At 72.2% G+C, this 23221-nt stretch carries 22 protein-coding genes; 4 read left to right on the forward strand and 18 right to left on the reverse strand.

Translation table 11 applies throughout. From position 1 onward, the window contains the following. The 4 genes from J2N69_RS32330 to J2N69_RS32345 are packed head-to-tail and all read right to left on the reverse strand — an operon-like array spanning position 1 to position 3507. On the reverse strand, positions 1-1086 hold the full coding sequence (locus J2N69_RS32330; RefSeq protein WP_230903869.1) for an NAD(P)H-dependent flavin oxidoreductase: 1086 nt from the start codon (positions 1084-1086) through the stop codon (positions 1-3). After that, entirely contained in the window at positions 1083-1859 is a 777-nt protein-coding gene (locus J2N69_RS32335) for a CoA-transferase subunit beta (protein WP_230903870.1), read from the reverse strand. Before J2N69_RS32335 ends, J2N69_RS32330 begins: the two co-directional genes overlap by 4 nt. Beyond that, positions 1856-2746 carry a CoA transferase subunit A gene (locus J2N69_RS32340; protein ID WP_230903871.1) on the reverse strand — a complete coding sequence of 297 codons (891 nt, stop codon included), beginning with the start codon at positions 2744-2746 and terminating at the stop codon, positions 1856-1858. Before J2N69_RS32340 ends, J2N69_RS32335 begins: the two co-directional genes overlap by 4 nt. Then, positions 2743-3507, reverse strand: coding sequence for an enoyl-CoA hydratase family protein (locus J2N69_RS32345; protein ID WP_230903872.1), 765 nt, complete (start codon positions 3505-3507; stop codon positions 2743-2745). Before J2N69_RS32345 ends, J2N69_RS32340 begins: the two co-directional genes overlap by 4 nt. Before the next feature lie 67 nt (positions 3508-3574). On the opposite strand from J2N69_RS32345, the gene J2N69_RS32350 reads away from it, so the two are divergent. Continuing rightward, positions 3575-4339, forward strand: a complete 765-nt coding sequence (locus tag J2N69_RS32350) for an SDR family oxidoreductase (protein ID WP_230903873.1) — start codon at positions 3575-3577, stop codon at positions 4337-4339. A gap of 22 nt (positions 4340-4361) precedes the next feature. Next, a complete protein-coding gene (locus tag J2N69_RS32355) occupies positions 4362-5306 on the forward strand; it encodes an SDR family oxidoreductase (protein WP_230903874.1) in 945 nt (314 codons plus the stop codon). Positions 5307-5313: 7 nt separating this feature from the next. On the opposite strand, the gene pcaDC is transcribed toward J2N69_RS32355, so the two are convergent. Genes pcaDC through J2N69_RS32385 form a run of 6 tightly spaced genes read right to left on the reverse strand, consistent with a single transcriptional unit; the run spans position 5314 to position 10783 of the window. After that, positions 5314-6489: a bifunctional 3-oxoadipate enol-lactonase/4-carboxymuconolactone decarboxylase PcaDC gene (gene pcaDC / locus J2N69_RS32360; protein ID WP_230903875.1), complete on the reverse strand. Its 1176-nt coding sequence runs from the start codon at positions 6487-6489 to the stop codon at positions 5314-5316. Further along, positions 6486-7940, reverse strand: a complete 1455-nt coding sequence (gene pcaB, locus J2N69_RS32365; protein WP_230903876.1) for a 3-carboxy-cis,cis-muconate cycloisomerase — start codon at positions 7938-7940, stop codon at positions 6486-6488. The genes pcaDC and pcaB overlap by 4 nt, the downstream gene beginning before the upstream one ends. Beyond that, entirely contained in the window at positions 7937-8506 is a 570-nt protein-coding gene (pcaG, locus tag J2N69_RS32370; RefSeq protein ID WP_230903877.1) for a protocatechuate 3,4-dioxygenase subunit alpha, read from the reverse strand. Before pcaG ends, pcaB begins: the two co-directional genes overlap by 4 nt. Then, on the reverse strand, positions 8506-9339 hold the full coding sequence (gene pcaH, locus J2N69_RS32375) for a protocatechuate 3,4-dioxygenase subunit beta (protein ID WP_230903878.1): 834 nt from the start codon (positions 9337-9339) through the stop codon (positions 8506-8508). The genes pcaG and pcaH overlap by 1 nt, the downstream gene beginning before the upstream one ends. 41 nt (positions 9340-9380) lie before the next feature. Next, positions 9381-10028: a CoA transferase subunit B gene (locus J2N69_RS32380; protein WP_230903879.1), complete on the reverse strand. Its 648-nt coding sequence runs from the start codon at positions 10026-10028 to the stop codon at positions 9381-9383. Further along, positions 10028-10783 (reverse strand): CoA transferase subunit A, encoded by a 756-nt coding sequence (locus J2N69_RS32385; protein WP_230903880.1) that lies wholly within the window; start codon positions 10781-10783, stop codon positions 10028-10030. The genes J2N69_RS32380 and J2N69_RS32385 overlap by 1 nt, the downstream gene beginning before the upstream one ends. 198 nt (positions 10784-10981) lie before the next feature. Between J2N69_RS32385 and J2N69_RS32390 the strand changes: the two genes are divergently transcribed. Further along, a complete protein-coding gene (locus J2N69_RS32390; protein WP_230903881.1) occupies positions 10982-11449 on the forward strand; it encodes a MarR family winged helix-turn-helix transcriptional regulator in 468 nt (155 codons plus the stop codon). A gap of 7 nt (positions 11450-11456) precedes the next feature. On the opposite strand, the gene J2N69_RS32395 is transcribed toward J2N69_RS32390, so the two are convergent. The 6 genes from J2N69_RS32395 to J2N69_RS32420 all read right to left on the reverse strand — a co-directional run bounded on the left by J2N69_RS32395 (position 11457) and on the right by J2N69_RS32420 (position 17192). Then, complete coding sequence (locus J2N69_RS32395) at positions 11457-12425, reverse strand: DUF3048 domain-containing protein (protein ID WP_230903882.1); 969 nt, start codon at positions 12423-12425, stop codon at positions 11457-11459. A gap of 30 nt (positions 12426-12455) precedes the next feature. Next, positions 12456-14246 (reverse strand): hydroxysqualene dehydroxylase, encoded by a 1791-nt coding sequence (locus J2N69_RS32400; RefSeq protein WP_230903883.1) that lies wholly within the window; start codon positions 14244-14246, stop codon positions 12456-12458. A 148-nt stretch (positions 14247-14394) separates the two neighbouring features. Next, positions 14395-14748: a hypothetical protein gene (locus J2N69_RS32405; RefSeq protein ID WP_230903884.1), complete on the reverse strand. Its 354-nt coding sequence runs from the start codon at positions 14746-14748 to the stop codon at positions 14395-14397. Between the two features lie 32 nt (positions 14749-14780). Next, positions 14781-15011 carry a hypothetical protein gene (locus J2N69_RS32410; protein WP_230903885.1) on the reverse strand — a complete coding sequence of 77 codons (231 nt, stop codon included), beginning with the start codon at positions 15009-15011 and terminating at the stop codon, positions 14781-14783. A gap of 66 nt (positions 15012-15077) precedes the next feature. Then, positions 15078-16019 (reverse strand): TerC family protein, encoded by a 942-nt coding sequence (locus tag J2N69_RS32415; protein WP_230903886.1) that lies wholly within the window; start codon positions 16017-16019, stop codon positions 15078-15080. A 99-nt stretch (positions 16020-16118) separates the two neighbouring features. Beyond that, on the reverse strand, positions 16119-17192 hold the full coding sequence (locus J2N69_RS32420) for an ATP-dependent DNA ligase (RefSeq protein ID WP_230903887.1): 1074 nt from the start codon (positions 17190-17192) through the stop codon (positions 16119-16121). A gap of 73 nt (positions 17193-17265) precedes the next feature. Here J2N69_RS32420 and ligD point away from each other — a divergent pair, with 73 nt between their 5' ends. Next, a complete protein-coding gene (ligD, locus tag J2N69_RS32425; protein ID WP_230903888.1) occupies positions 17266-18297 on the forward strand; it encodes a non-homologous end-joining DNA ligase in 1032 nt (343 codons plus the stop codon). A 127-nt stretch (positions 18298-18424) separates the two neighbouring features. Here ligD and J2N69_RS32430 read toward each other — a convergent pair whose 3' ends face one another. After that, positions 18425-20656 carry an OmpL47-type beta-barrel domain-containing protein gene (locus tag J2N69_RS32430; RefSeq protein ID WP_230903889.1) on the reverse strand — a complete coding sequence of 744 codons (2232 nt, stop codon included), beginning with the start codon at positions 20654-20656 and terminating at the stop codon, positions 18425-18427. Further along, on the reverse strand, positions 20653-23178 hold the full coding sequence (locus J2N69_RS32435) for a ThuA domain-containing protein (RefSeq protein WP_408056840.1): 2526 nt from the start codon (positions 23176-23178) through the stop codon (positions 20653-20655). Before J2N69_RS32435 ends, J2N69_RS32430 begins: the two co-directional genes overlap by 4 nt. Positions 23179-23221: the final 43 nt, after the last annotated feature.

Raw genomic sequence — 23221 nt, forward strand, 5'->3', positions numbered from 1 at the left:
TCACCCCCTCCGCCCATCACCCCCACCCCCCAACCGCCCCATCACCTCCCCCGCTTCCACCATCACCCGCTCCACCAGCTCCGCGCACGACGGCAAGTCCTCTATCACCCCGGCTATCTGGCCCGATGCCATCACCCCCGCGTCGGGGTGGCCGTCTACCATCGCCGACTTGAGCAGCATCGGGGTGTTCGCCGCGAGCAGGACCTGGCTCCATGTCAGGTCCCTGCCGCGCCTCATCGCCAGGCCGTCACGCGCCAGCCGGCTCCAGCTCAGCCCGGACAGCTCGCGGAACGCCGCCGCGTGCCGGACCGCCCGGGCCAGGGAGGTGAGGCGGCCCGACTTCTCCAGGCCGGCCACCAGCTCCGTGCGCAGCATCCGGTGCGGGAGGCCGTCCACGCGCGTGGTGACCATGACGTCCTTGACGGAGGCCGACAGATAGCGCGCCTTGACCGCGTCCGGCACCGTCGAGTCCGAGGTGAGCAGGAAACGCGTGCCCATGGCCACGCCCGCCGCGCCATAGGCCAGCGCGGCGACCAGACCGCGGCCGTCATAGAACCCGCCCGCCGCGACCACCGGGATGTCCACCGCGTCGACGACCTGCGGCAGCAGGACCGTCGTGGCCACCTCACCCGTGTGACCGCCGCCCTCGCCGCCCTGCACGACGACCGCGTCCGCGCCCCACGCCGCGACCTTCTCGGCATGCCGGCGCGCGCCGATCGAGGGCATCACCACCACCCCCGCGTCCTTGAGTTCGGCGATCAAGTCCCTGGACGGTGCCAGCGCGAAGGACGCCACCCGGACGCCCTCCTCGACGATGACGGCGACCCGCTCCCGCGCATCACCCGCGTCCGCCCGCAGATTGACCCCGAACGGCGCGTCCGTACGGGACTTCACCTCGCGCACCGCCGACCGCAACCGCTCGACCGTCATGGTCGCGGAGGCCAGGATGCCGAGCGCCCCGGCGTTCGCGGTCGCCGAGACCAGACGGGGGCCCGCCACCCAGCCCATGCCGGTCTGCACGATCGGGTGCCGCACCCCGACCAGCTTCGTCAGCGGTGTCTCGAGGACCAGCGGCGCCGCCGTCACGCGCGCACCTCGCGCTCGCGCAGGCCCCGCGGGTCGACCACCTCGCGGATCAGCCGCAATTCCTCGTCCGTGGGCTCGCGGGTGTACGGCAGACCGCCGTCCGGTACGGCGGCGAGCGTGAAACCCGTGGCCTCCCGCACCTGCGCAAGCGTCACCCCCGGATGCAGGGACACCGCCCGCATCGCGTGATCGGGCGTCGCGAAGTCGAAGACGCCGAGGTCGGAGACGACGCGGCGCAGATCGTGGAAGCGGGTCGCGGAGGGCCCCGCGGCGGCCGCGCTGTCGTACCCGACGCCGCTGATCATGTCGACCTTCTCGACGAAGACGCGCGTCGAATGCCTCGGGATCCAGTAACTCACCGGGTTGTTGATGGTGTTGGCCGGGGCGCCGCGCACGCCGAGCAGCTGACGCCGGGGCCGCGCCCAGTCGCCGATGCACGAGATGTTCTGGTTCCCGAACCGGTCGATCTGGCTCGCGCCCATCATCACGTGCCGCCGCCCGCCCAGGACCATCGTCAGATGCTTGCGGTACGGCAGCCAGCCCTCGGTCACGCCCGACGCGGCGCCGAGCGCGGGCACGTCACCGATGAGCAGCGCCTCACCGTCCGTCAGCAGCAGGTCGGGGGAGAAGGTCAGCTTGGCGAGGCGCGCGCCGATGGACGGGATCCTGCCCATGGGGGACGCGAGGATCTCGCCGTTGTCCCGCCACGCCTCGGCGCAGGCGACGACGCAGTACTCGGCGCGGGTGGCGGTCCGCTCGGCGGCCCGGGTCATCGCTGCTCCTTGTGCCAGGCCTGGACGGCCAGGTGGTAGTCCCGCTCGCTGCCGGCGAGGAAGCGGGCGCGGAAGGCGGCCCAGGACTCCGGGTCCGCGGCGGCGTCGGCGTACGCCTTCTGGAAGGGCTCGTCGCGGCCGTAGTCGGGCACGCAGGACGTGAAGTGCGCGCCCTTGGGCGTCTCGGCCACGCCCGTCACCGTGTGCCGGGAGATCAGCAGGGACTGCGGCGCCGCGTGCTCGGCCGGCCGCCCGGCGTCGACGACCTGCTCGCAGGAGACGTACGCCGTGTCGGAGGCCTCGCAGAACAGGTCGTCGAAGTAGGGGTCGGGGCCCAGATAGCGGGCGTTGCCGAACCGGTCGGCGCGGTTCAGGTGCACCAGCGCCGCGTCCATCCGCAGGGCGGGCACCGCGACCAGCTCCTCCCTGTCGTCGTACGGCGAAGTGACCGTACGCAGCAGCGGGTTGACCCGCAGGACGTCGGAGCCCAGGCCCGCGCGGATCGGCAGGAACGGCAGGCGCTGGGCGGCCGCGGTGAGGCCCTGCATGAACATCGCCTCGTCCAGCTCGACGAGCTCGAAGGCGCCCCGCTCGCGCGCCGCGCGGAAGTGCGGCTCCAGCGGAATCGAGTCGAGCGTCGTGAACGCCGTGACCAGCTTGCGGATGCGGCCGGCGGCGGCAAGCAGACCGACGTCCGGGCCGCCGTAGGAGACGACGGTCAGGTCCGTGACGCCGGACCGCAGCAGCGCGCGCACCAGGGCCATCGGCTTGCGGCGCGAGCCCCAGCCGCCGATGCCGAGCGTCATTCCGCTCTCCAGGCGCCCCACGATCTCGTCGGGCGTCATGATCTTTCCGGCCCTGTGGTCCGGACCCCGCCGGTCGCTCATGTCCCGCCTTCCTCTCGCCTCGTCCCGAAGCCTTCACGGATGCGGTCGGCCAGGCCGCTGAGATTCGCCTCGAAGGTGAAGCCCTGCTCGAAGCGGTAGCTGCGGTGCACGTCGACCGGGTCGATGCCGTTGATGGACGCCTTCGCGAAGCGCAGCAGGGTGCCGTCCTTGCGGGCGATCTCCCGCGCCAACTCCAGGGCCGCTTCGCGCAGTTCCGCCCGCGGCACGACCTGCCACACGGAGCCGTGGGCGTGCAGCTCGGCGGCCGTCACCGTGCGCGAGGTGTAGTACAGCGCGCGCATGAGGTGCTGCGGCACCAGGCGGGCCAGGTGGGTGGCGGCCCCCAGCGCGCCCCGGTCCAGCTCGGGCAGGCCGAACGTGGCGTCCTCGCTCGCCACGATCGCGTCCGCGTTCCCCACCAGGCCTATCCCGCCCCCCAGGCAGAAGCCCTGCACGGCGGCGACGACCGGCACCTCGCAGTCGTACACCGCGGAGAACGCCGCATGGCAGCCGCGGTTGGCGCCGATCAGCGCGGTGTGTCCCCTGTCGCGCCGCATCTCCTTGATGTCCACGCCGGCGTTGAACCCCCGGCCCTCGGCGGTCAGCACCACGCAGCGCGTGGCGGGATCGCGTCCGGCGGTGCGCACGGCGTCCGCCAGGTCGTACCACCCGCGCACAGGAAGGGCGTTGACAGGGGGGTAGTCGACGGTGACGACGGCCACGCCCTGCGCGGACTCCGGGACGGAGGTGGAGACAGACATCAGAGGATCGGCTACCTTTCGACCACACGCCCTCAACCAAACATTTGTTAGTTGGAAGGTAGCAGCGATGACTGACACCCGACAGGTGGCCGTCGTCACCGGCGGCACCCGCGGCGTCGGCGCGGGCATCGCCCGCGGGTTCCTCGCGGCAGGGGCCCGCGTCGTCATCTGTGCCCGCAGGCCGCCCGAGGTGCCCATCGAAGCGGCGGGCGCCACGGCGCAGTTCCGGCCGCTCGACCTGCGCGACGCCCAGGCCACGCACGCCTTCTTCCGCCAAGTCGCCGCCGACCACGGCTCGGTGGACGCCCTGGTGAACAACGCGGGCGGCACCCCCTTCGGTCTTCTCGCCGAGACCGCGCCCGCCCGCCAGGCCAAGATCATCGAACTGAACCTCCTCGCTCCCCTCCACGCCTCGCTCGCCGCGTACGACGTGATGCGCGCCCAGCGGTCGGGCGGCAGTATCACGATGATCGGCAGCGTCAGCGGAACCCGGCCCTCACCCGGCAGCGGGGCGTACGGAGCGGCCAAGGCCGGCCTGGAGAACCTCGCGCGGACCATGGCCGTCGAATGGGCGCCGGCCGTCCGCGTCAACACGGTCGTCCTCGGCCTCGCCCGCACCGAGAGCGCCCACCTCCACTACGGCGACGACGAGGGCGTCGCGCGGGTCGCCGCCACCGTGCCGCTCGGCCGCCTCGCCGACCCCGCGGACGTCGGCGACGCCTGCGTCTTCCTCGCCTCCGACCGCGCCCGCTACATCAGCGGCGCCGCCCTCCACCTGCACGGCGGCGGCGAACGCCCCACCTTCCTCGAAGCCGCCCCGGTCAACCACTGAACGACCCACAGGGAGCTGCCGCATGACCTCAGCCGCCGCATCCGGAATCTGCGCGGGCCGCGTCGTGATCGTCACGGGCGCGGGCCGGGGGCTCGGCCGCGCCCACGCGCGCGCGTACGCCGCCGAGGGCGCCTCCGTCGTCGTCAACGACCTCGGCGTGGCACCGGACGGCTCCGACGAGCCAGGGGGACCCGGAGGGGCCGACGGTCCGGCGTGTGCCGTCGTCGAGGAGATCCGCGCGGCAGGCGGTGACGCCGTCGCGCACGGCGGTGACATCGCGACGCCCGAGGGCGCCGCCTCGCTGGTGCGGACCGCCCTCGACACGTACGGACGCCTCGACACCCTCGTCAACAACGCGGGCTTCCTGCGCGACCGCATGCTGGTCAACCTCGACGAGGACGACTGGGACGCGGTGCTGCGGGTCCACCTCAAGGGGCACTTCCTCCCCCTGAAGCACGCGGCGGCGCACTGGCGGGCCGAGGCCAAGGCCGGGCGCGTGCCGCACGCGTGCGTGGTCAACACCAGCTCGGGAGCGGGTCTCCTCGGCAGCGTCGGCCAGGGCAACTACAGCGCCGCCAAAGCCGGCATCCTCGGCCTCACCATGGTCGCCTCCGCCGAACTGGCCGCCTACGGAGTACGTGTGAACGCCATCGCGCCCGCCGCCCGCACCCGCATGACCGAGCAGACGTTCGCCGACACCATGGCCGCCCCGGCGGACGGGGCCTTCGACGCGATGGCCCCGGAGAACGTGTCACCGCTCGTCGTCTGGCTCGGCTCCGCCGCCTCGGCCGGGGTCACCGGCCGCGTCTTCGAGGCGGAGGCCGGCCGCATCACCGTCATGGAGGGCTGGCGCCCGGGACCGACCGCGGACAAGGGGGCCCGCTGGACCCCGGCCGAAGCGGGCGAGACGGCCCGCAAGCTCCTCACCGACGCCCAGCCGCCCGGACCTGTCCACGGGGCACGCTGACCGGGCCTCAGTCCCGTGCTTCGGGTCCCGTCGCCGTCTCCTCCTCCGCCAGCACCCGCTGAGCCACCCCGAACGCCGCGTTGGCCGCCGGTACACCGCAGTAGACCGCCGTCTGGAGCAGGACCGCGCCGATCTCCTCGGGCGTGAGGCCGTTGCGGCGGGCGGCGCGGACATGCGGGGCCAGCTCCGCGAGATGACCGTGGGCCACCAGCGCGGTCAGCGTGATCATGCTGCGTTCGCGGTGCGAGAGCGTGGGGTCGGTCCAGATCTCCCCCCACGCATAGCGGGAGATGAAGTCCTGGAAGCGGGCGGTGAACGGCGTGGTGGCGGCCTGCGCGCGGTCGACGTGCGCGTCACCGAGCACCGCGCGGCGCACGGCCGCCCCACCGCCGTCCACCGGGCCCGGAGACCCGGTCGAGCCGGCGAAGTGGGCGCGCAGCGCGGCGCTCACGGCGGTGGGGCGCTCCGCGGGTGCCAGATGCGAGGCGCCCGCGAGTTCCACCAGGGACGCGCCCGGCACCGCGTCGGCGATCTCCCGCGCGTGGGCGGGCGGCGTCGCCGGGTCCTCGCGCCCGGCGAGCACCAGCGTGGGCGCGGCGACCGACGCCACGCCGTCCCGCAGGTCGTACGCGGCCAGGGCGTCGCAGCACGCCGCGTACGCGCCCGGATCGGCGTACGCGTGGTCGGCCACCAGGGCGGGAACCGTGAACCCGGGCGTGAACCAGCGCCGCGGCGCCGACTCCGCGAGCGCCGCCAGGCCCTCGCGGCGCACGGTCGCGGCCCGCTCGCGCCACTGCTCTTCGCCGCCGAAGTGCAGCGACGTGCAGACGGCGGCGAGGCTCGTCATGCGCTCCGGGTGGTGGGCCGCGAGATGCAGTCCGACGGCACCGCCGAGCGAGACACCCGCGTACGCGAAGCGGTCGATGCCGAGGGTGTCGGCGAGTGCGAGGACGAGTCCGGCGAGATCGGCGACCGTGGCGCCGGGCCCGATCAGCCCTGCGGGGGACCGGCCGTGACCGGGCAGATCCCAGCGCACGACCCGGTGGGCGGTGGCCAGTTCCGGCGCGACGGCGTCCCACAGGGCGGTCGACGTGCCGAGGGACGGGCCGAGGAGGAGCGCAGGAGCGCTGTCCGGCCCCTCGGTGGTGTGGTGCGGCAGCCTGCCGTTCGGGAGGGTCGTCAACGTCGCTCCAGGGCGCGGTCGGTGAGGGTGCCGGCGGAGCCGGTGTAGCGGGTGGGGTCGGTGAGTTCGGAGAGGCGGACGGGATCACGGAGGGCGGCGAGGGCGGCGAGATCGACCCCCTCCGGGGCGGACTCCTCCGGGGCGGACTCCTCCGGGGCAGCCTCCCCCGGGGCGGACTCGTCGGGCAGGCTCTCCCCGAAGTCGGCCAGGATCTCCCCGAGGACCTCCGCGAGCGTGCGCCCCTCGACGCGCGTACGCCGTGCCGCCTCACCCAGCAGCCGCTTCGCGCGGGCCCGGCCGAGCAGCGGGGTGAACACGGCGACGAGCCGTTCGGACACGGTCAACCCGCCCGCCAGGTCGAGGTGTTCGCGCATCACGTCGGGGTGGACGCGCAGCCCTTCGGTCATCTCGGCCGCGTCACGGGCGGCGCCACCGGCCAGGCGGAGCAGGTCGCGCAGCGGTTCCCACTCGGCGTGCCAGGCGCCCGCGGGCCGTTCGTCCTCGGCGGCGAGGGAACCGAGGAGGGTGGCCGCGAGGGCGGGCGCGCGGCGCGCAGCGGCGGTGATGAGCGTGGCGCGCACCGGGTTCGCCTTGTGGGGCATGGCGGACGAACCCCCGCCGGAGCCCTCGGAGAGCTCGCCGATCTCCGTCCGGGAGAGCGTCGTCACGTCCACCGCGGCCTTGCCGAGGGCCCCGGCCGTGAAGGCGAGGGCGGCCGCGAGGTCGGCGACGGGCGTACGCAGGGTGTGCCAGGGCAACAGCGGCTCGACGAGCGCCAGCTCCCGCGCGAAGGCCGCCACGAGCCCTTGCCCGCCTCGCTCGCCGGGCACGCCCGGTTCCCCGCCCCCGTACGCCTGGAATGCCGCCAGTGTCCCGGCCGCCCCGCCCAGTTGCACGGGCAGCGCCGCCCGCGCCCCCGCGACCCGGTCCCGCGCGTCGAGCACCAGCGAGCGCCACCCCGCGGCCTTCAGCCCGAACGTCGTCGGCACCGCGTGCTGTGTCAGCGTGCGGCCCGGCAGCACTGTGTCCCGGTGCTGCGACGCGAGGCGGGCCAGGGTGCGTTCGGTGCGGGACAGGTCCGTGAGGAGCGGGTCCAGCGTGCGCGCGGCGACCAGCATCAGCGCGGTGTCGAGGATGTCCTGGCTCGTCGCACCCCGGTGGACGTAGGGCGCCGCGTCGGCGGGCACCGCCGCCGTGAGGTCGGCCACCAGGGGGATCACCGGGTTGCCGCCCTCCCGCGCGCGGAGGGCGATGCCGCGCGCGTCGAAGCGGGTCGCGTCCGAGGCCGCCCGCGTGACCGCCGCGGCGGCTTCCGAGGGGGCGAGGCCCACGGCGGCCTGGGCGCGGGTCAGCGCCGCCTCGGCGTCCAGCAGGGCCTGGAGGAAGGCGAGGTCACCGGTCGCCTCCTCGGCGGCGGAACCCGCCCATCCGGGAGAGAACAGGCCGCTCACGCGAACTCCAGGAAGACCGTCTCGTCCGCCCCTTGGAGCCGGATGTCGAAGCGGTACGTGCGCGGGGCCTCGCTCCGGGCGATCAGCGTGGCGCGCCGGTCGGTGTCCAGCGAGCCGAGCAGCGCGTCCCCGGGCTCCTCCACCAGGTACGCGCGCGTGTAGAGGTGGTGCAGCAGCCCGCGCGCGAAGACGGCGAGCGAGATGTACGAGACGCCGCCCGGCGGCAGCGTCCGCACCGCCCAGTGGCCGTCCGCGTCGGTCGGGACCCGGCCGAAGCCGGTGAACGCGACACCGTCGCGCCCGACGGTCCGTCCCGTCACGGGGTCGTGCCGCAGCGATCCGGGGGCGCCCGCGCGCGAGCAGTCAGGAGCGGGCTGCCAGGTCTCGACCAGGGCGTCGGGGACGGGCTGCCCCGCGCCGTCGTACACGTATCCGTGCAGCGTGATGGTGTCCGGGTGGCCCACGGGCGCGACCTCACCGCCGCGCGGGAAGGGCAGCGCGTAGCCGTAGAAGGGCCCGACGGTCTGGGAGGGCGTGGGGAGCGGGTTGGCGGCGGACGCGGACATCAGCTGGGGTCGCCTTCTTCGAAGAGGGTCGCGGACGGGCCGTCCAGGACGATGTCCCAGCGGTAGCCGAGCGACCACTCGGGGACGGACAGGGCGTGGTCGTAGGCGCAGACGAGGCGCCGCCGCGCGGACTCGTCGGTCACCGAGCGCAGCACGGGGTCGTACGGGAAGAGGGGGTCCCCGGGGAAGTACATCTGGGTGACCAGGCGCTGGGTGAAGGCCGTGCCGAAGAGCGAGAAGTGGAGGTGCGCCGGACGCCAGGCGTTGACGTGGTTGCGCCACGGATAGGCGCCCGGCTTGATGGTCGTGAAGGAGTACGTTCCCTCGTCGTCGGTCAGGCAGCGGCCGAAGCCCGTGAAGTTCGGGTCCAGGGGTGCCGGGTGCTGGTCCAGCTGATGGGCGTACCGCCCGGATGCGTTGGCCTGCCACAGCTCGACCAGCTGGCCGCGCACGGGCCGCCCCCGGCGGTCCAGGACGCGCCCGGTGACGGTGATGCGCTCGCCGAGCGGCTCGCCCTGGTGCCGGCGCGTCAGATCCCGGTCCAGGGCCGTGACGTCGGTGACGCCGAACACGGGGCCGGTCAGCTCCACCGCCTCGGGGTCGCGCAGCGGGACCAGCGGTTGCTTCGGGTGGCGGAAGTGGCTGCTGCGGTAGGGCGGGTAGTCGCGCGGCGGGTGGTGCCCGCCGCCCGGCGCCGCCGCCTGCGCCTTCGCGATTTCGGCGTCCACCGCGTCCTGGCTGAGGCCGTCGGGCAGCGGCGCGGCGGGCTGCGAGGGGGAGGAGGCGGCCGAGGGGGAGGAGGGCGTGGAAGGGGAGGAGGTGGTCGTGGTCATGGTGTCCTGCGTCTCCGGAGTCGAGGTCGGCGTTCCCGTGGTCATGACGTGAAGCCCGCCGATGGGCGGATCTCGGCGGAGGTCCGCGCGACGACCTCCTCCACCGTGCCCCCCGGCGCCAACTCGGCCAGCTCCAGGCCGCGTTCCGTGACATCGAGGACGCAGAGGTCGGTGATGACCCGGTCGACGCATCCCTTGCCCGTCAGCGGCAGACCGCACTCCTCGACGATCTTCGCGGTGCCGTCCTTGGCGGTGTGCGTCATGACGACGATGACGGTACGGGCGCCGTGCACCAGGTCCATCGCCCCGCCGATGCCGGTGATCATCTTGCCGGGGACCGCCCAGTTGGCGAGGTCCCCGCGCGCGGAGACCTGCATCGCGCCGAGCACGGCCACATCGATGTGGCCGCCGCGGATCATCCCGAAGGAGAGCGCCGAGTCGAAGAAGGAGGCGCCCGGCAGCACGGTCACGGTCTCCTTGCCCGCGTTGATCAGGTCGGGGTCGACCTCGTCCTCCTCGGGGTAGGGGCCCACCCCGAGGATGCCGTTCTCGGACTCCAGGACCACTTCGACGCCGGGCGGGAGGTGGTTCGGGATCAGCGTGGGCAGGCCGATGCCCAGGTTCACGTACTGCCCGTCGCGCAGTTCGCGCGCGGCGCGGGCCGCCATCTGCTCGCGGGTCCAGGGCATCAGCCGCTCACCGTCCGCTTCTCGATCCGCTTGTCCGCCGCCTGGTCCGGGGTGAGCGCGACCACGCGCTGCACGAAGACGCCGGGCAGGTGCACCGCGTCCGGGTCGATCTCGCCGGGTTCCACCAGCTCCTCCACCTCCGCGACGGTGACGCGCCCCGCCATCGCCGCGAGCGGGTTGAAGTTCCGGGAGGACCTGCGGAAGACGAGGTTGCCGTGCCGGTCGCCCCTGGCCGCCCGCACCAGCGCGAAGTCGGTGCGGATGCCGTGCTCCAGGACGTAGGGGATGCCGTCGAACTCGCGCACCTCCTTGGGCGGCGAGGCGAGCGCGACGCCGCCCTCCCCGTCGTAGCGCAACGGCAGCCCGCCCTCGGCGACCTGCGTGCCGACCCCGGCCGGGGTGTAGAAGGCCGGGATGCCGGCCCCGCCCGCCCGCAGCCGCTCGGCCAGCGTGCCCTGCGGGATCATCTCGACCTCCAGCTCGCCGCCCAGGTACTGCCGGGCGAACTCCTTGTTGGCGCCGATGTATGAGCCGGTCACGCGGGCGATGCGCCCGGCCGACAGGAGCACCGCGAGGCCGGAGTCCATCGCGCCGCAGTTGTTGGACACCACGCGCAGGTCCGAGGCCCCGGACGCGTGCAGCGCCCGTATCAGCTCGTTCGGCACGCCGCTCAGGCCGAAGCCGCCGACCGCGAGCGACGCCCCGTCCCGGACGTCGGCCACCGCCTCGGCGGCCGTGGCCACCACCTTGTCCATCCGTCCCCCCTCCCTTGCCGGCCCGGATCAACGCACAGCAGTTAATCAGGGCACTGAGTATTTCTGCGAGGGTAGGGGTCGCCCCAACTGCCTGGCAAGAGCAGGCAGTACAGGGAATCGGGAGCGGGTATCGTTCAGTGCACCGACGAAAAGCGCCGGGAAGTCCGGCGCCGGCGCACCGGAGAAGCGGAGGAACCCATGGCCGCGGTGGACCTCGCCACCCATCCCGGGCACCTGGCCCGGCGGCTCCAGCAGGCGCACCACCTGCTGTGGAACACGATGGTCTCCGAGGAGATCACCTCACCGCAGTTCGCGGTCCTCAACGCCCTCGTCGCCGAGCCCGGCCTCGACCAGCGCACCGTGGGGGAGCGGGTGGGCCTCGACCGGTCCACCGTCGCCGAGGTCATCGGCCGGCTGATCCGCCGCGAGCTGCTCGACAAGGTCCGCGACCCGCAGGACGGCCGCCGCTACCTGCTGCGCCTCACCGACGAGGGCAGGACCACGCACCGCAGGCTGACCGTGCGCACCGCCCGGATGAACCAGGTGTTCCTCGCCCCGCTCACCACCGACGAACAGAGCCTCTTCCTCGACCTGACCCAGCGGGTCGCGGACGCCGCGGAGAGCCTGCGCGACCCCGGTCAGCCGCCGGCGGCGCCCCGGTCCTGAGCGCCCGTCACGGCTGCGCGTACACCACCCACACCTGCCCCTTGGCGAACGGCAGCGGCCTGCCGTCGGGCGTCGTGAAGCGGGTGCCGTCCTCGGCCGACGCGCGCTTCCACCGCGCCTCATAGGCATGCCCGTCCCGCAGGACGCGCGCACCGCCCTCGCCGACGGTCTCGGTGAACGGAGAGACGTTGCCCGAACGGTCGTGGAACTGGGACGGCCGCACCTTCGTGTACTGCACGACGACCGTGGACGCGGCCAGCTCCTTGCCCGCGGAGGTCCGCGCCCGCTCGCCGTCCATGGTGATGCGCCAGCGGCCCTCGTACTCCACCCAGTCGAACGCGAAGCGGGCCGACGGGAAGCGGATCGTCCGGTGCGTCTCCGGTGTGCCGCCGGCCGGCCGCGGGCCGAACCGGAACCCGGTGCTCTCCAGGGCGCTCGCCTGCGGGACCACCTTCAGGGCGCCGGGGCGTACGAAGAGATCGTGCGGCGCCGCCCTGGCGTCGTCCCGGTAGTAGGCGTCCTCAGCCGCCTTCTCCGGCGGCACGGCCCGCAGGGGCGCGCCCGCGATCAGCGGCAGCAGCTTCGACTGCGCCCCGGAGAACGCGAGCACGGGTGTGTCGAACTGGCGCAGGAGTTCGAGATCCGTCTCGCGCGCGCTGCGGACCGGCCCGACCGCGGCCGGCAGCCGGGACGCGTACACGCCCATCAGGCGGCTCAGCCCCGCCTCCACCTGTTCGACGTACACGACGTCGGCGGTGTCCAGGCCCGTCTGCGGACGCGCCTGTGGGACGTTGTCGATCTTCACGGCGAGCGCGACACCGCCCCCGGGACTCCTCCCGGGGCCGCCGCCGGGGGCGCCTGCGGGGCCGCTCGCAGGCGGCTCCTTCTTGTCGGTCTCCACCGTGCAGCCGACCGCCAGGGCGGCCAGCATCACCGCCCCCAGTCCCGCACGCGTCCGCGTCCACCGTCTTCTCATGCATACGTCATACCTCGTACACCCCCGCGATCAGCCCACATCGAGCGCGTTGCGCAGGCCGAGTCGGTAGCGGGTGCGGTCGTGGCGCTTGGCGAGTTCCACGGCCGGGGCGCGGTACAGCGGCCGCACCGTGCACGGCTTCTGGTCCGAACCCACCCGCGCCAGCAGCGCGTTGACCGCCTGGCGGGCCGAGGCGTTGGCGCCCTCCATGGTCGCGAGGTCGATGTCCACGGAGACGTAGTCGCCGGAGAGGAAGAGATTGGGGATCTTCGTCGCGGCCGAGGGGCGGTTGTGGAGTGTGCCGACCGGGTGAATGAGGAGTTCGTCGTCGTTCGTCGGGTTGGGTGTACCGAGGCCGTCGACGCCAGGGTCAAGGAACCACGAGTGCAGTTTGCCGTCCTTCAGCACTGTCTTGCCGGTGTCGTTCAGCGCCGCCTTGAGCTGCGCCCACACCTCCTTGGCGACCTCGTCGCGGGTGCACTGCTTGGCCGTCTTGCCGTACAGGATGCCCGGCTTGTCCCACTCGGAGATGTCCACCGACAGGCACTCGACCGCCACCCCGTCGCCGTAGTCGGCCGGGAAGTCGCGCTCCGGCCAGTGGCCCGCCTGTGCGATGCCGGTCAGCGACCAGGGCGAGTCGATGCAGTTGAAGTGGCCCTTCACGAGGGGCGGACGCTCGGTCAGATAGAACTGGATGCCCGTCATCCAGTCCGTCTGCAGCTTGTCGCAGCGCGCCAGCTGCGGGTCGGCCGCCTTCATCGCGGCGCTCCACGTCCTGCGCGCGTGCTCCACCGGCATGGCCTGCACGTAGTGGTCGGCGGTGATGTCACGCCGTACACCGTCCGGGTCCTCGACGACGGTCTTGGTGACACGCCCGCCGCCGTACGCCAGCTCGCGCACCGTCCAGCCGACGCGGAACTCGACGCCGAGCGACTTCAGATGACTCACCCAGGGATCGATCCACGCCTCGTTCGTGGGGGCGTTCAAAAGCCGGTCCGGCGGGCCGTCCGCGCCCTGGCCGAGCGCGTTGAAGACGAAGGCCTCGCCGAGGGTGCCGACCGTGCGGGTGCTCGCCTCCTCGGCCTTCGTCGCCACGATGTTGCGGGTGACGCCGATCGCGAGGATGCGCTGGTAGTCCTTGGACATCTTCTCGGCGCGCACGAAGTCCCACCACGGCGTCGCCTCCCACTCGTCGTCGCGGCGCTCGTCGCAGCTGGTGAGGAAGACCAGGGCGCGGTTCACGAAGTACGCGACCTCGTGCGCCGGCAGGTTGAAGGCCGTGTCGAGCAGCGCGGTCAGCGCGCGGGCGATGTCGTCGAGGCTCAGCCGCTCCGGCTGATTGCCCGGCCACGGGATCGGCATCCGCAGGTCCTCGCGGCCGGTGCGCGCGAACGACATCTCGCGCGGCGCGACGAGGTTGTCCCACACCCCGTTGGCGTTCCCGGGGAAGGGGATGCGGCGCATGGTGTCCGGGAGGTTGTGGTAGATCCCCGGGATGAAGCGGAAGCCGTGCTCTCCGGGCAGCGGTCTGCGGTTGCCCTTGGCGCTGTCCGGCACGTCCATGCTGCGGGCCTTGCCGCCGAGCGCCCGGCGTTCGTAGACCGTGACGGCGAAGCCGCGCTCGGCCAGTTCATGGGCGGCCGTCAGCCCCGCGACGCCACCGCCGAGCACGGCCACCGACTGTTTCGCCCGCGGTGCTCCCGGTGCGGCGGCGGCGGGCCGCGCGGCCACTCCCACTCCCAGCGCGGCCGCCCCGCCGACCGCGGCGGCCCCCGAGACGAACCCCCGCCGCGTGCTTCCCTCGGCACGACTGTGCCCCATGCCCCTGCCCCCTTACCGTCGGTAACTGACGTGTCAGGCGCAGGAGCATACGGTCACGGGCGGTGGGGCGGAAGGTACGGGGGAGCGGCTTCACACAATGGCGTGATTGCGGTGGCGGGCGGTGTGTCGACTGCTGCTGCCGTGGTGGTCAGCGCCGGAGGGACCTCATCAGCCGCTGGAAGGGGCCGCGGGGCGGGGACGGGGCCCGGCCCGGGGGAGACGTGGGTGCGACGCGGGGCACGAGGGTGCGGCCGTCCTCCGTCTCCAGGTGGCAGACGGGACCGCCGTCGGCCGCGGCGGCCCACTCGACCCGGAGAGTGCACGGTCGTGGCGCGTCGCCCGGCAGCTCGGCCGTCAGCGCCGTGACGCCGCGGCGGCGCTTCTGGCAGGTGGCCACGACCTTGCCGTCGACCAGTACCTCGACCGGGTCCCGTGCGCGACCGACACACACCGTGATCGAATGCCCGTCACGGTCGAGGTGAAAGCGGGAGTCATGCGACACGGGCCACCTCCCCGTCCCTGCCGTCGGCGGCGTCAGTGCCGCACCCGGCCGGACTTCCTCTCCCAGCCGCTGCGGGTCCAGGCGATGTACGCGCCCTCCGGGACGTACTCCGCGCAGTCCGGGTTGCGGCATGGCCCCGCCGTCCAGACGGGGACATAGACACCGAGGCTCTTGTGGCGCTCCACCACGGTGTCGACAGGTCGCTTGCACGCGCCGCAGACATGCCCCGACGCGCTCGTCCGGTGTTTCCGCTCGCCGTTCATAGCACCACTTTACTATTGCTTGGTGTTTTTTAACACTATTTTGCGGTTCATTTCCGGCATATCGCGCTACGGGGGCGGCTGAGGCCGCAGCAGGCTGAGGGCCACGGACACGGCCAGCACGACGCAGATGACGGCCAGGCTGATCAGCGAGGGAATCTCGGGGACGGCGCTGCTGATCGTCTTGTGCGAGGCCTGGAGGACGAGCTTGACGCCGATGAAGGCCAGGATGAGGGCCAGGCCCTTGCTGAGGTAGTGGAAGCGGTCGAGCAGCCCGGCGAGCATGAAGAAGAGGGCCCGCAGGCCGAGGATGGCGAACGCGTTGCTGGTGTAGACGATGAAGGCGTCGCTGCTGACGGCCAGCACCGCGGGCACGCTGTCCACGGCGAAGACGAGGTCGGCGGCCTCGATCGCGGCGACGACGGCCAGGAGCGGGGTGGCGACGCGTTTCCCGGCCTCTTTCACGAAGAAGTGCGTGCCGGCGTATTCGTCGCGGACGGGCACCACTTTGCGCAGCAGGCGTACGGCGATGCTCTTGCCCGGGTCGAAACTGTCCTCCTCCTCTTTGAGGATCTTGTAGGTGCTGTAGAAGAGGATGAGCGCGAAGACGAACAGCACGGCCGTGAAGCGGCTGACCACGGCCACGCCCGCGGCCAGGAAGATGCCGCGGAAGACCAGGGCGCCGAGCACGCCGAAGAACAGCACCCGGTGCTGATAGGCGCGCGGCACCCGGAAGTAGCCGAAGATCAGCGCGAAGACGAAGAGGTTGTCGACCGACAGGCTCTTCTCCAGCAGCCACGCGGTGGTGTACTCCACTCCGGCGGTCGTCCCGACCACGAGGAAGACGAGGGCGCCGAAGGCGATGGCCAGTCCGACCCAGACCGCGCTCCAGGCGGCGGCTTCCCGGAACCCGATGACGTGGGCATGCCGGTGCGCGAGCAGGTCGACCGCCAAGGACACCAGTACGGTGACGACGAAGACCATCCATAGCCAGAGCGGCACACTGTGCACGGCCTCGACCCCCTGGGTGCGGCGAACCGGTCATCACTTCCGAGTGTGCGGCGCGTGGCCGCGGCTGTCCTCCCGGCAGCGCCGCACCGCGAGCGGCGCTCAGCCCGGCGGCGGCCCCAGAACGTCCGAGAGCGAGTACCGCACCGGCTCCTCCAACTGGGCATACGTGCAGCTCCACGGGTCCCGGTCGGGCCGCCACGTGCGGAACCGCGCCGTGTGGCGGAAGCGCCGCCCGTTCTCCATGTGGTCGTACGCCACTTCGCAGACCCACTCCGGGCGCACCGGCACCCACGACAGGTCCTTCTTGCCGGACCAGCGGCTCGGCGCGCCCGGCAGCCGCGCCGTCTCGTGCGCCGCCTCGTCCGCCCAGGCGGCCCACGGATGCCCCTCCGCGGACGCCATCAGCAGCGGCTCCAGCTCCTCGATCAGCTCCGCCCGCCGCTTCATGGAGAAGGCCGCGGCGACGCCGACGTGCTGGAGGGCGCCCCCGGCGTCGTACAGGCCGAGGAGGAGGGAGCCGACGATCGGGCCGCTCTTGTGGAAGCGGTAGCCCGCGACCACGCAGTCCGCGGTGCGCTCGTGCTTGACCTTGAACATGACACGCTCGTCCTGGCGGTAGAGCAGATCCAGCGGCTTCGCGATGACGCCGTCCAGGCCCGCGCCCTCGAACTGCTCGAACCAGCGTCGCGCCACCTCCGTGTCGGTCGTCGCCGGAGCGACATGGACGGGCGGAGTCACCCCGGACAGTGCCGTCACCAGCCGCTCGCGGCGTTCCGTCATGCGCGTCGCGGTGAGCGGCTCGTCCCCGAGGGCGAGCAGGTCGAAGGCGACGAACGAGGCGGGCGTGCGCTCGGCGAGCGTCGCGACGCGCGAGGCCGCCGGATGGATGCGCTCCGTGAGGGCGTCGAAGTCCAGCCGCCCGTCCCTGGCGATCACGATCTCGCCGTCCATCACGCAGCGCGCCGGCAGCCGCTCCCGCAGCGCCGTCGCCAGCTCGGGGAAGTAGCGGGTGAGGGGCTTGCCCGTACGGCTGCCGATCTCGACCTCGTCGCCGTCGCGGAAGACGATCGCACGGAAGCCGTCCCACTTGGCCTCGTACTGCATGCCCGGCGGGATCTTCGCCACGGGCTTGGCGAGCATGGGCTTCACGGGCGGCATCACCGGCAGATCCATACTCCGATTCTGCGGTGATTCACGGCATACCGCCCGGTGTGCGCCGTGTGTCCGGCCCGCTTAGCGTGGCTCCATGGGTGAAACCAAGGGCAAGAGCGCGGCCGTGGAGATCGACACGGGGGAGCGGACGGTCCGCCTGTCCAGCCCCGACCGGGTCGTCTTTCCCGAGCGCGGCTACACCAAGCTGGACCTCGCCCAGTACTTCCTGGCCGTCGGCCCCGGCATCCTGCGCGCGCTCCGGAACCGCCCCACCACCTTGCAGCGGTATCCGGACGGCGCGGCCGGGGAGTTCTTCTACCAGAAGCGGGCGCCGAAGAACCACCCCGACTGGATTCCCACCGCCACCATCACCTTCCCCAGCGGCCGCACCGCCGACGAGATGTGCCCCACGGAGGTGGCCGCCGTCATCTGGGCGGCCCAGTACAACACGCTCACCTTCCACCCCTGGCCGGTACGCCGCGACGACATCGACCACCCCGACGAACTCCGCATCGACCTCGACCCGCAGCCCGGCACGGACTACACGGACGCGGTGCGGGCCGCCCACGAACTCCGGGCCGTGCTCGACGAGTTCGGCGGCCTGGTCGGCTGGCCCAAGACCTCCGGCGGGCGCGGCCTGCACGTCTTCGTGCCCATCGAACCGCGCTGGACCTTCACGCAGGTGCGGCGGGCCGCGATCGCCTGCGGGCGCGAGCTGGAGCGGCGCATGCCGGACCAGGTCACCACGGCGTGGTGGAAGGAGGAGCGCGGCGAACGGATCTTCGTCGACTACAACCAGACCGCCCGCGACCGCACCATCGCCTCCGCCTACTCGGTACGGGCCCGCCCGCACGCACCCGTCTCGGCTCCCCTGCGGTGGGACGAGGTCGAGGACGCCCGCCCCGAGGACTTCGACCTCGCCACCATGCCGGGCCGCTTCGCCGAGGTCGGAGACCTCCACGCGGGCATGGAGGAGCGGGCCCACTCCCTCGAAGCCCTCCTCGAACTCGCCACCAAGGACGAGCACGACCACGGCCTCGGCGACCTGCCCTACCCCCCGGAGTACCCGAAGATGCCGGGCGAGCCGAAACGCGTCCAGCCGAGCCGCGCGAAGCACGAGGAGTGACCCCGCGTGTCGGTGCTGGCGGCCACGGACACCGACGACTAGGCCCCTCACCGGCACCCACCGCGCGCGACGGCGCCCCCGCCCCGTGCGGGGGCGAGGGCGCCGACGCGGAACGGCAAGGGCTCGGCTACAGCTCCTTGATCCGGATGTCGCGGTACGACACCACGTCCGTCACGCCGTGGACCTGGAGCCCGAGGTAGCCGGACGCGTAACGGCGCCCGTCCGTGCCCGGGTCGTCGGCGCGCGGCGGCGTGAACTCCTGGCCGCCGGTGTTGTCGAACTCGTTGATCAGGACGCCGTTGCGGTAGACCGCGTAGTGCTGGTCCACCATGCGGATCTCGTAGTCGTTCCAGGTGCCCTTCGGAGTGACCCCGGCACCGGCCAGGCCCACCCGGTCGAAGCCGTAGATCGACCCCGTCTTGTACATGTCGCCGTCGGGCCGGTCGTGGACCTGCACCTCATGCCCGTACTTGATGGCGACCCACTCCGGACGAGACTCCTCCGGATGGTCGTGGACCTGCGGGAAGCGCACGAAGACACCGGAGTTGGTGTGGCTGTTGCCCGGCGCGTCGTCCCGCCACTGGAGCTTCAGCGAGAAGTCGCCGTACTTCCGCTCCGGGAACCAGAGCATGCCCATGCCCTGGACCGTGGTGGAGCTGGTGAGGGTGCCGTCGGCGTTGAGCCCGAACCTGCCGCCGCCCACCTGCTCCCATCGGGCGAAGGACTCCCTCGTGCCGTCGAAGATCTTCCGGTAGCCGTCCGTCTCGCCCGGCTTGCCGATGCCGGACTGCTTGGCGGCGCGATTGATCTTGTTGTACTCGCGCTGGTCGATCTCGCCCGCCCGCAGGAGCTTGTCCGCCACGCTCTTGACGTGCTTCAGGAAGAGCGCGTGCGAGGTCCACTCCTTCTCGTCCTCGATCAGCTCGCCGATGCGGCAGCGGTTGTTCGTGACACGGTTGGGGACGCCCGTGTCGACCGTGCCCACGATCACCGTCACCCGCTCGTCGAACTCCGGGCAGTTGGGCGCCGGGACACCGCCACCCTCGGAGACGGTGAAGGAGACCGTCTTGGCCTCCGCCGTGTTGCCCGCCTTGTCGCTCGCCCGGTACGTCACGCTGTGCCGCCCCACGCGATCGACGACGACCGGCGCCTCGTACGCCAGATACGGGCCGCCGTCCAAGGAGTACTCGGTCCTCGCCACCCCCGAACCGGCGTCGCTCGCGGTGACCGTCACCTTCGCCCTGCCGAGGTAGGCGCCGTCCGAGTCCTTCTCGCCCTCGACCTTCGCCGACGTCTCCGGAGGCGTCCTGTCCTCGGCCGGAGGCGCGACCACGGTGAACTCCACGGACTTCTCGGCCGCCTGGTTCCCCGCCTTGTCGGCGGCGCGGTAGCGGACCTTGTGGGTGCCCGTCTCGTGGACCATGACCGGGGCGGTGTACGCCTTCCAGGCGCCGCCGTCACCGATCGCGTACTCGATGCTGTTGACGCCGGAGCCGGTGTCGGACGCCGTCACCGTGACCGTGGCCATCGCGACGTACTGCCCCTGGTCGTTCTTCTCGCCGGACACCGTGGCCGACGTCTCCGGAGGCGTCTTGTCGTCGGTGGACGGCGCGACGACCGTGAAGTCGACCGCCTTCTCCGCCGCCACGTTGCCCGCCTTGTCGAAGGCCCGGTAGCGGATCTTGTGGGTGCCGACCTGGTTCACGACCACGGGCGCGGTGTACGGCTGCCAGGCGCCCGACGCACCGACCGCGTACTCGATCCGGTCGACGCCCGAACCCTCGTCGGTCGCGCTCACCGCCACCGAGGCCGAACCGACGTACGCGCCGTCGGCGTTGGTCTGCCCCTCCACCTTCGCCGACGTCTGCGGAGCCGTGGTGTCCTCGCCGCCGCCCTCGGTCACCACCAGGATGCCCTGCATCGCGCCGTGGCCCGGGATCGTGCAGTAGTAGCGGTAGCGGCCGGGGGTGAGCGTGACCTCGGCGGTGTGCCTGCCGCCCTGGTCGTCGTTGGGGTTGGCCAGGATGTTCAACGGGACGTCGTTGTTGTACTCCGGGTCGGAGACGTCGAACGTCAGCGTGTGCGGCATGCCCGTCGTGTTGCCGGTCGCCTCACTGTTCTCGAAGACGATCGTCGTCGGTCCCGCCACCGCCGTGGTCGGCGCCGACCTGTACTTGTTGATGTCGTTGTCGGCCGTCCAGGTCAGGGTCTGGGCCGCCGCGATCCCGGTGTCGTCGCCGCGTGCCGTGGCCGCCGTCGACGTCAGGCCGAGCACCATGAGCAGCGACGCGAGCAGCGCTGTGCACAGTCTTCGCTTCCGTACGGTCCGTCCGGTCCGTGCCGTCGGGGAACGCCTCATCCCGCCCTCCTCGCCAGATCACCGGCGGCCGGGGTCGGCCCGCCGCCCTTGTAGGTCACGCGCCACAGCGCGGACTTGGAGTCCGAGGTGAAGAAGCCGCGGCCGTAGTCCAGGACGTACAGGGAGCCGTCCGGCGCGAACTTCCAGTCCATGAGGTTCCTGATGCCGTCGTTGCCGACCGGGATGATCTTCTTCAGCGATTCGGCGTGCACCGGCAGACCGCCGTCGCCGACCGTCTTCGGGTCGGTGAGCACCGCGTGCCGCGGCTGGTCGCCGTCGTAGAAGTCGCCGACGAACCACTTGCCGTCCCAGTACGAAGGCCACGCGTCGGCGCTCGCGCTCGCCGCGTCATGGCGGTACACCGGACCGTTCATCGTGGCCTGGCCGCCGCCCTTGAGCCAGGGCAGAAGCTGCTTCTGCTCCTCCGTCCGGTAGCTCGGCACGCCGTTCGCGTCGCGCGGGTAGTCGATGCCGCCGCCCTGCGGCGAGTACCAGATGTTGTTCGGCTCGGCCGGGGGGATGTTCACCAGGCCGTCGTTGTTGGGCGACTCGTTCTTCAGGTTGGCGCAGTCGTACCAGCCGAGCGGCTTCGACGGGTCCGGCAGGTTGCGGTCCCGGTAGGGCTGGTTGTTGCCCATGCAGTACGGCCAGCCGCGGTTGGAGGCGTGCGTGATCGCGGCGAACGTGTCGTACTTCGCCGGGCCCCACGTCGTCGACGGCCCGGACGCGTCCGGGCCGACCCATCCCGCGTACAGCGTGTCGGTCTTCTTGTCGATGGAGATGCGCGCCGGGTTCCTGACGCCCATCACATAGATCTCGCCGCGCGTCTTGCCGCCGCCCTCGTCCTGCTCCTTGCCGGTGAAGAGGTTCCCTGCGGGGAGGGTGTACGTCCCGTCGGGTTCCGGGTGGATGCGCAGGATCTTGCCGTTGAGGTTGTTGGTGTTGCCGGCCGTGCGGCGCGCGTCGGCGAAGGAGACGCCCTTGAAGTCCGGCTCGGGGTTGTTGCCCGAGTAACCGTCCGTGAACCGCGAGGAGTTGTTGTCACCGGTCGCGATGTACAGGTTGCCCTTGGAGTCCCAGGCCATCCCGCCGCCCGAGTGGCAGCAGCTGTGGATCTGCACCGGCCACTTGAGCAACACCTTCTCGCTGCCCCTGTCCAGCTTGTTCGTGGCCCGGTCGAGCGTGAAGCGGGAGACGTACCGCTCGGCCATGTGCGTCTCGCGGTTGATCCTCGCGTGGGGTGTGTAGTGCAGGTACACCCACCCGTTCTGCTCGAACTGCGGATCGATCTCGATGCCGAGCAGGCCCTCCTCCACCTTGATCAGCTCGTCGCCGCCGCCCTTGTTGCCGAAGACCGACAGGGCGCCCGCGAGCGTCACCTTCTTGGTCCTCGGGTCGTAGACGTGGATCTCGCCCTTGCCCTTGCCGATGTCCGGGTCGTTCCAGTCGGTGACCACCGGCTGGGAGGAGTCGGCGCCGCCGCGGCCGATGTAGAGGACCCGCCCGTCGGGGGCGGTGACCAGGCCGTGCGGCTCGCCGATCTGGTCGTTGCGGCCCGGCTGGTTGGCCTGCGTGAGGCGCTCCGCCTTGTAGTTGGCGTCGATCGTCGCCTTGCAGTCGGCGCGCGCGATGCGGGTCGTCCACAGCAGGGCGCCGCGCAGATGACCGCGGAAGTCCACTTCGTCGTACGAGGAGACCGTGCCGCCCATGCCGGTGTAGAAGGAGCGTCCGCCGTCGTAGTCGCGGCACCACGACACCGGGTGGTCCCAGCCGTTCTTGCCGGCGCCCGGCTGGTACGTCGACTCCCGCACGCGAGCGACCGTGTGCACGTCGCCCGAGGGGTTCTTCGTCCAGTTCGGCCACCGGTCGGACCGCTTCCACTGGAGCGGCAGACTCTTGGTCGCCGGGTGCCCGCGGTCGCCGACCTCGACGGTCGCCCGCTGGACGTTCGCCGGGCTCGCGTCGGCCGGACGGGCGCCGATCAGGCCGGTGAACCAGGTCGAGTACGGCTCGGCGCGGGCCGCGTCATGGATGCCGAGGAAGCCGCCGCCGGCCTCCATGTACGCCTCCAGGCCCGCTTCCTGCTCGGGGTCGAGGACGTCGCCGCCGCCGGTCAGGAAGGCGACCGCGTTGAACGTGCCGAGCTTGCGCTCGTTCGTGAAGACGGCCGGGTCGTCCGTCGCCACGATCTTGAACCTCTGGGCGGCCGGGCCCGACTGGCCGATCTCCTCGATCGCCTCGATGCCGGCGTTGACCACCGGGGACTCGTCGCCGCCCGCCGCCGAGCCGTGGAAGACGAGGACCTTGACGTTGGCGCCGCCGGGCGGCGAGGGAAGGGACATCGTTGTCAACGGTGGTTCCGGGTACGGCCGCGCGGAGGCGGCCTGGGCCGAGAGCGCCCCGGTGACCAGGGCTCCGGAGAGCAGCGCGGCTGTCCAGGCCCGGCGTGAGCGGTTCGGTCTGCGTCGTGCTCTGCTCAACCCTCGTACGGTCAAGGGCCCTTGATGCGGTGTGCGCCGCATGAGTACACCCACCCCTCGTCGGTCACAGGAACAGCGCCGACGA

This window comes from Streptomyces huasconensis (genome assembly GCF_021028635.1).
GTDB classification, from domain to species: domain Bacteria; phylum Actinomycetota; class Actinomycetes; order Streptomycetales; family Streptomycetaceae; genus Streptomyces; species Streptomyces huasconensis.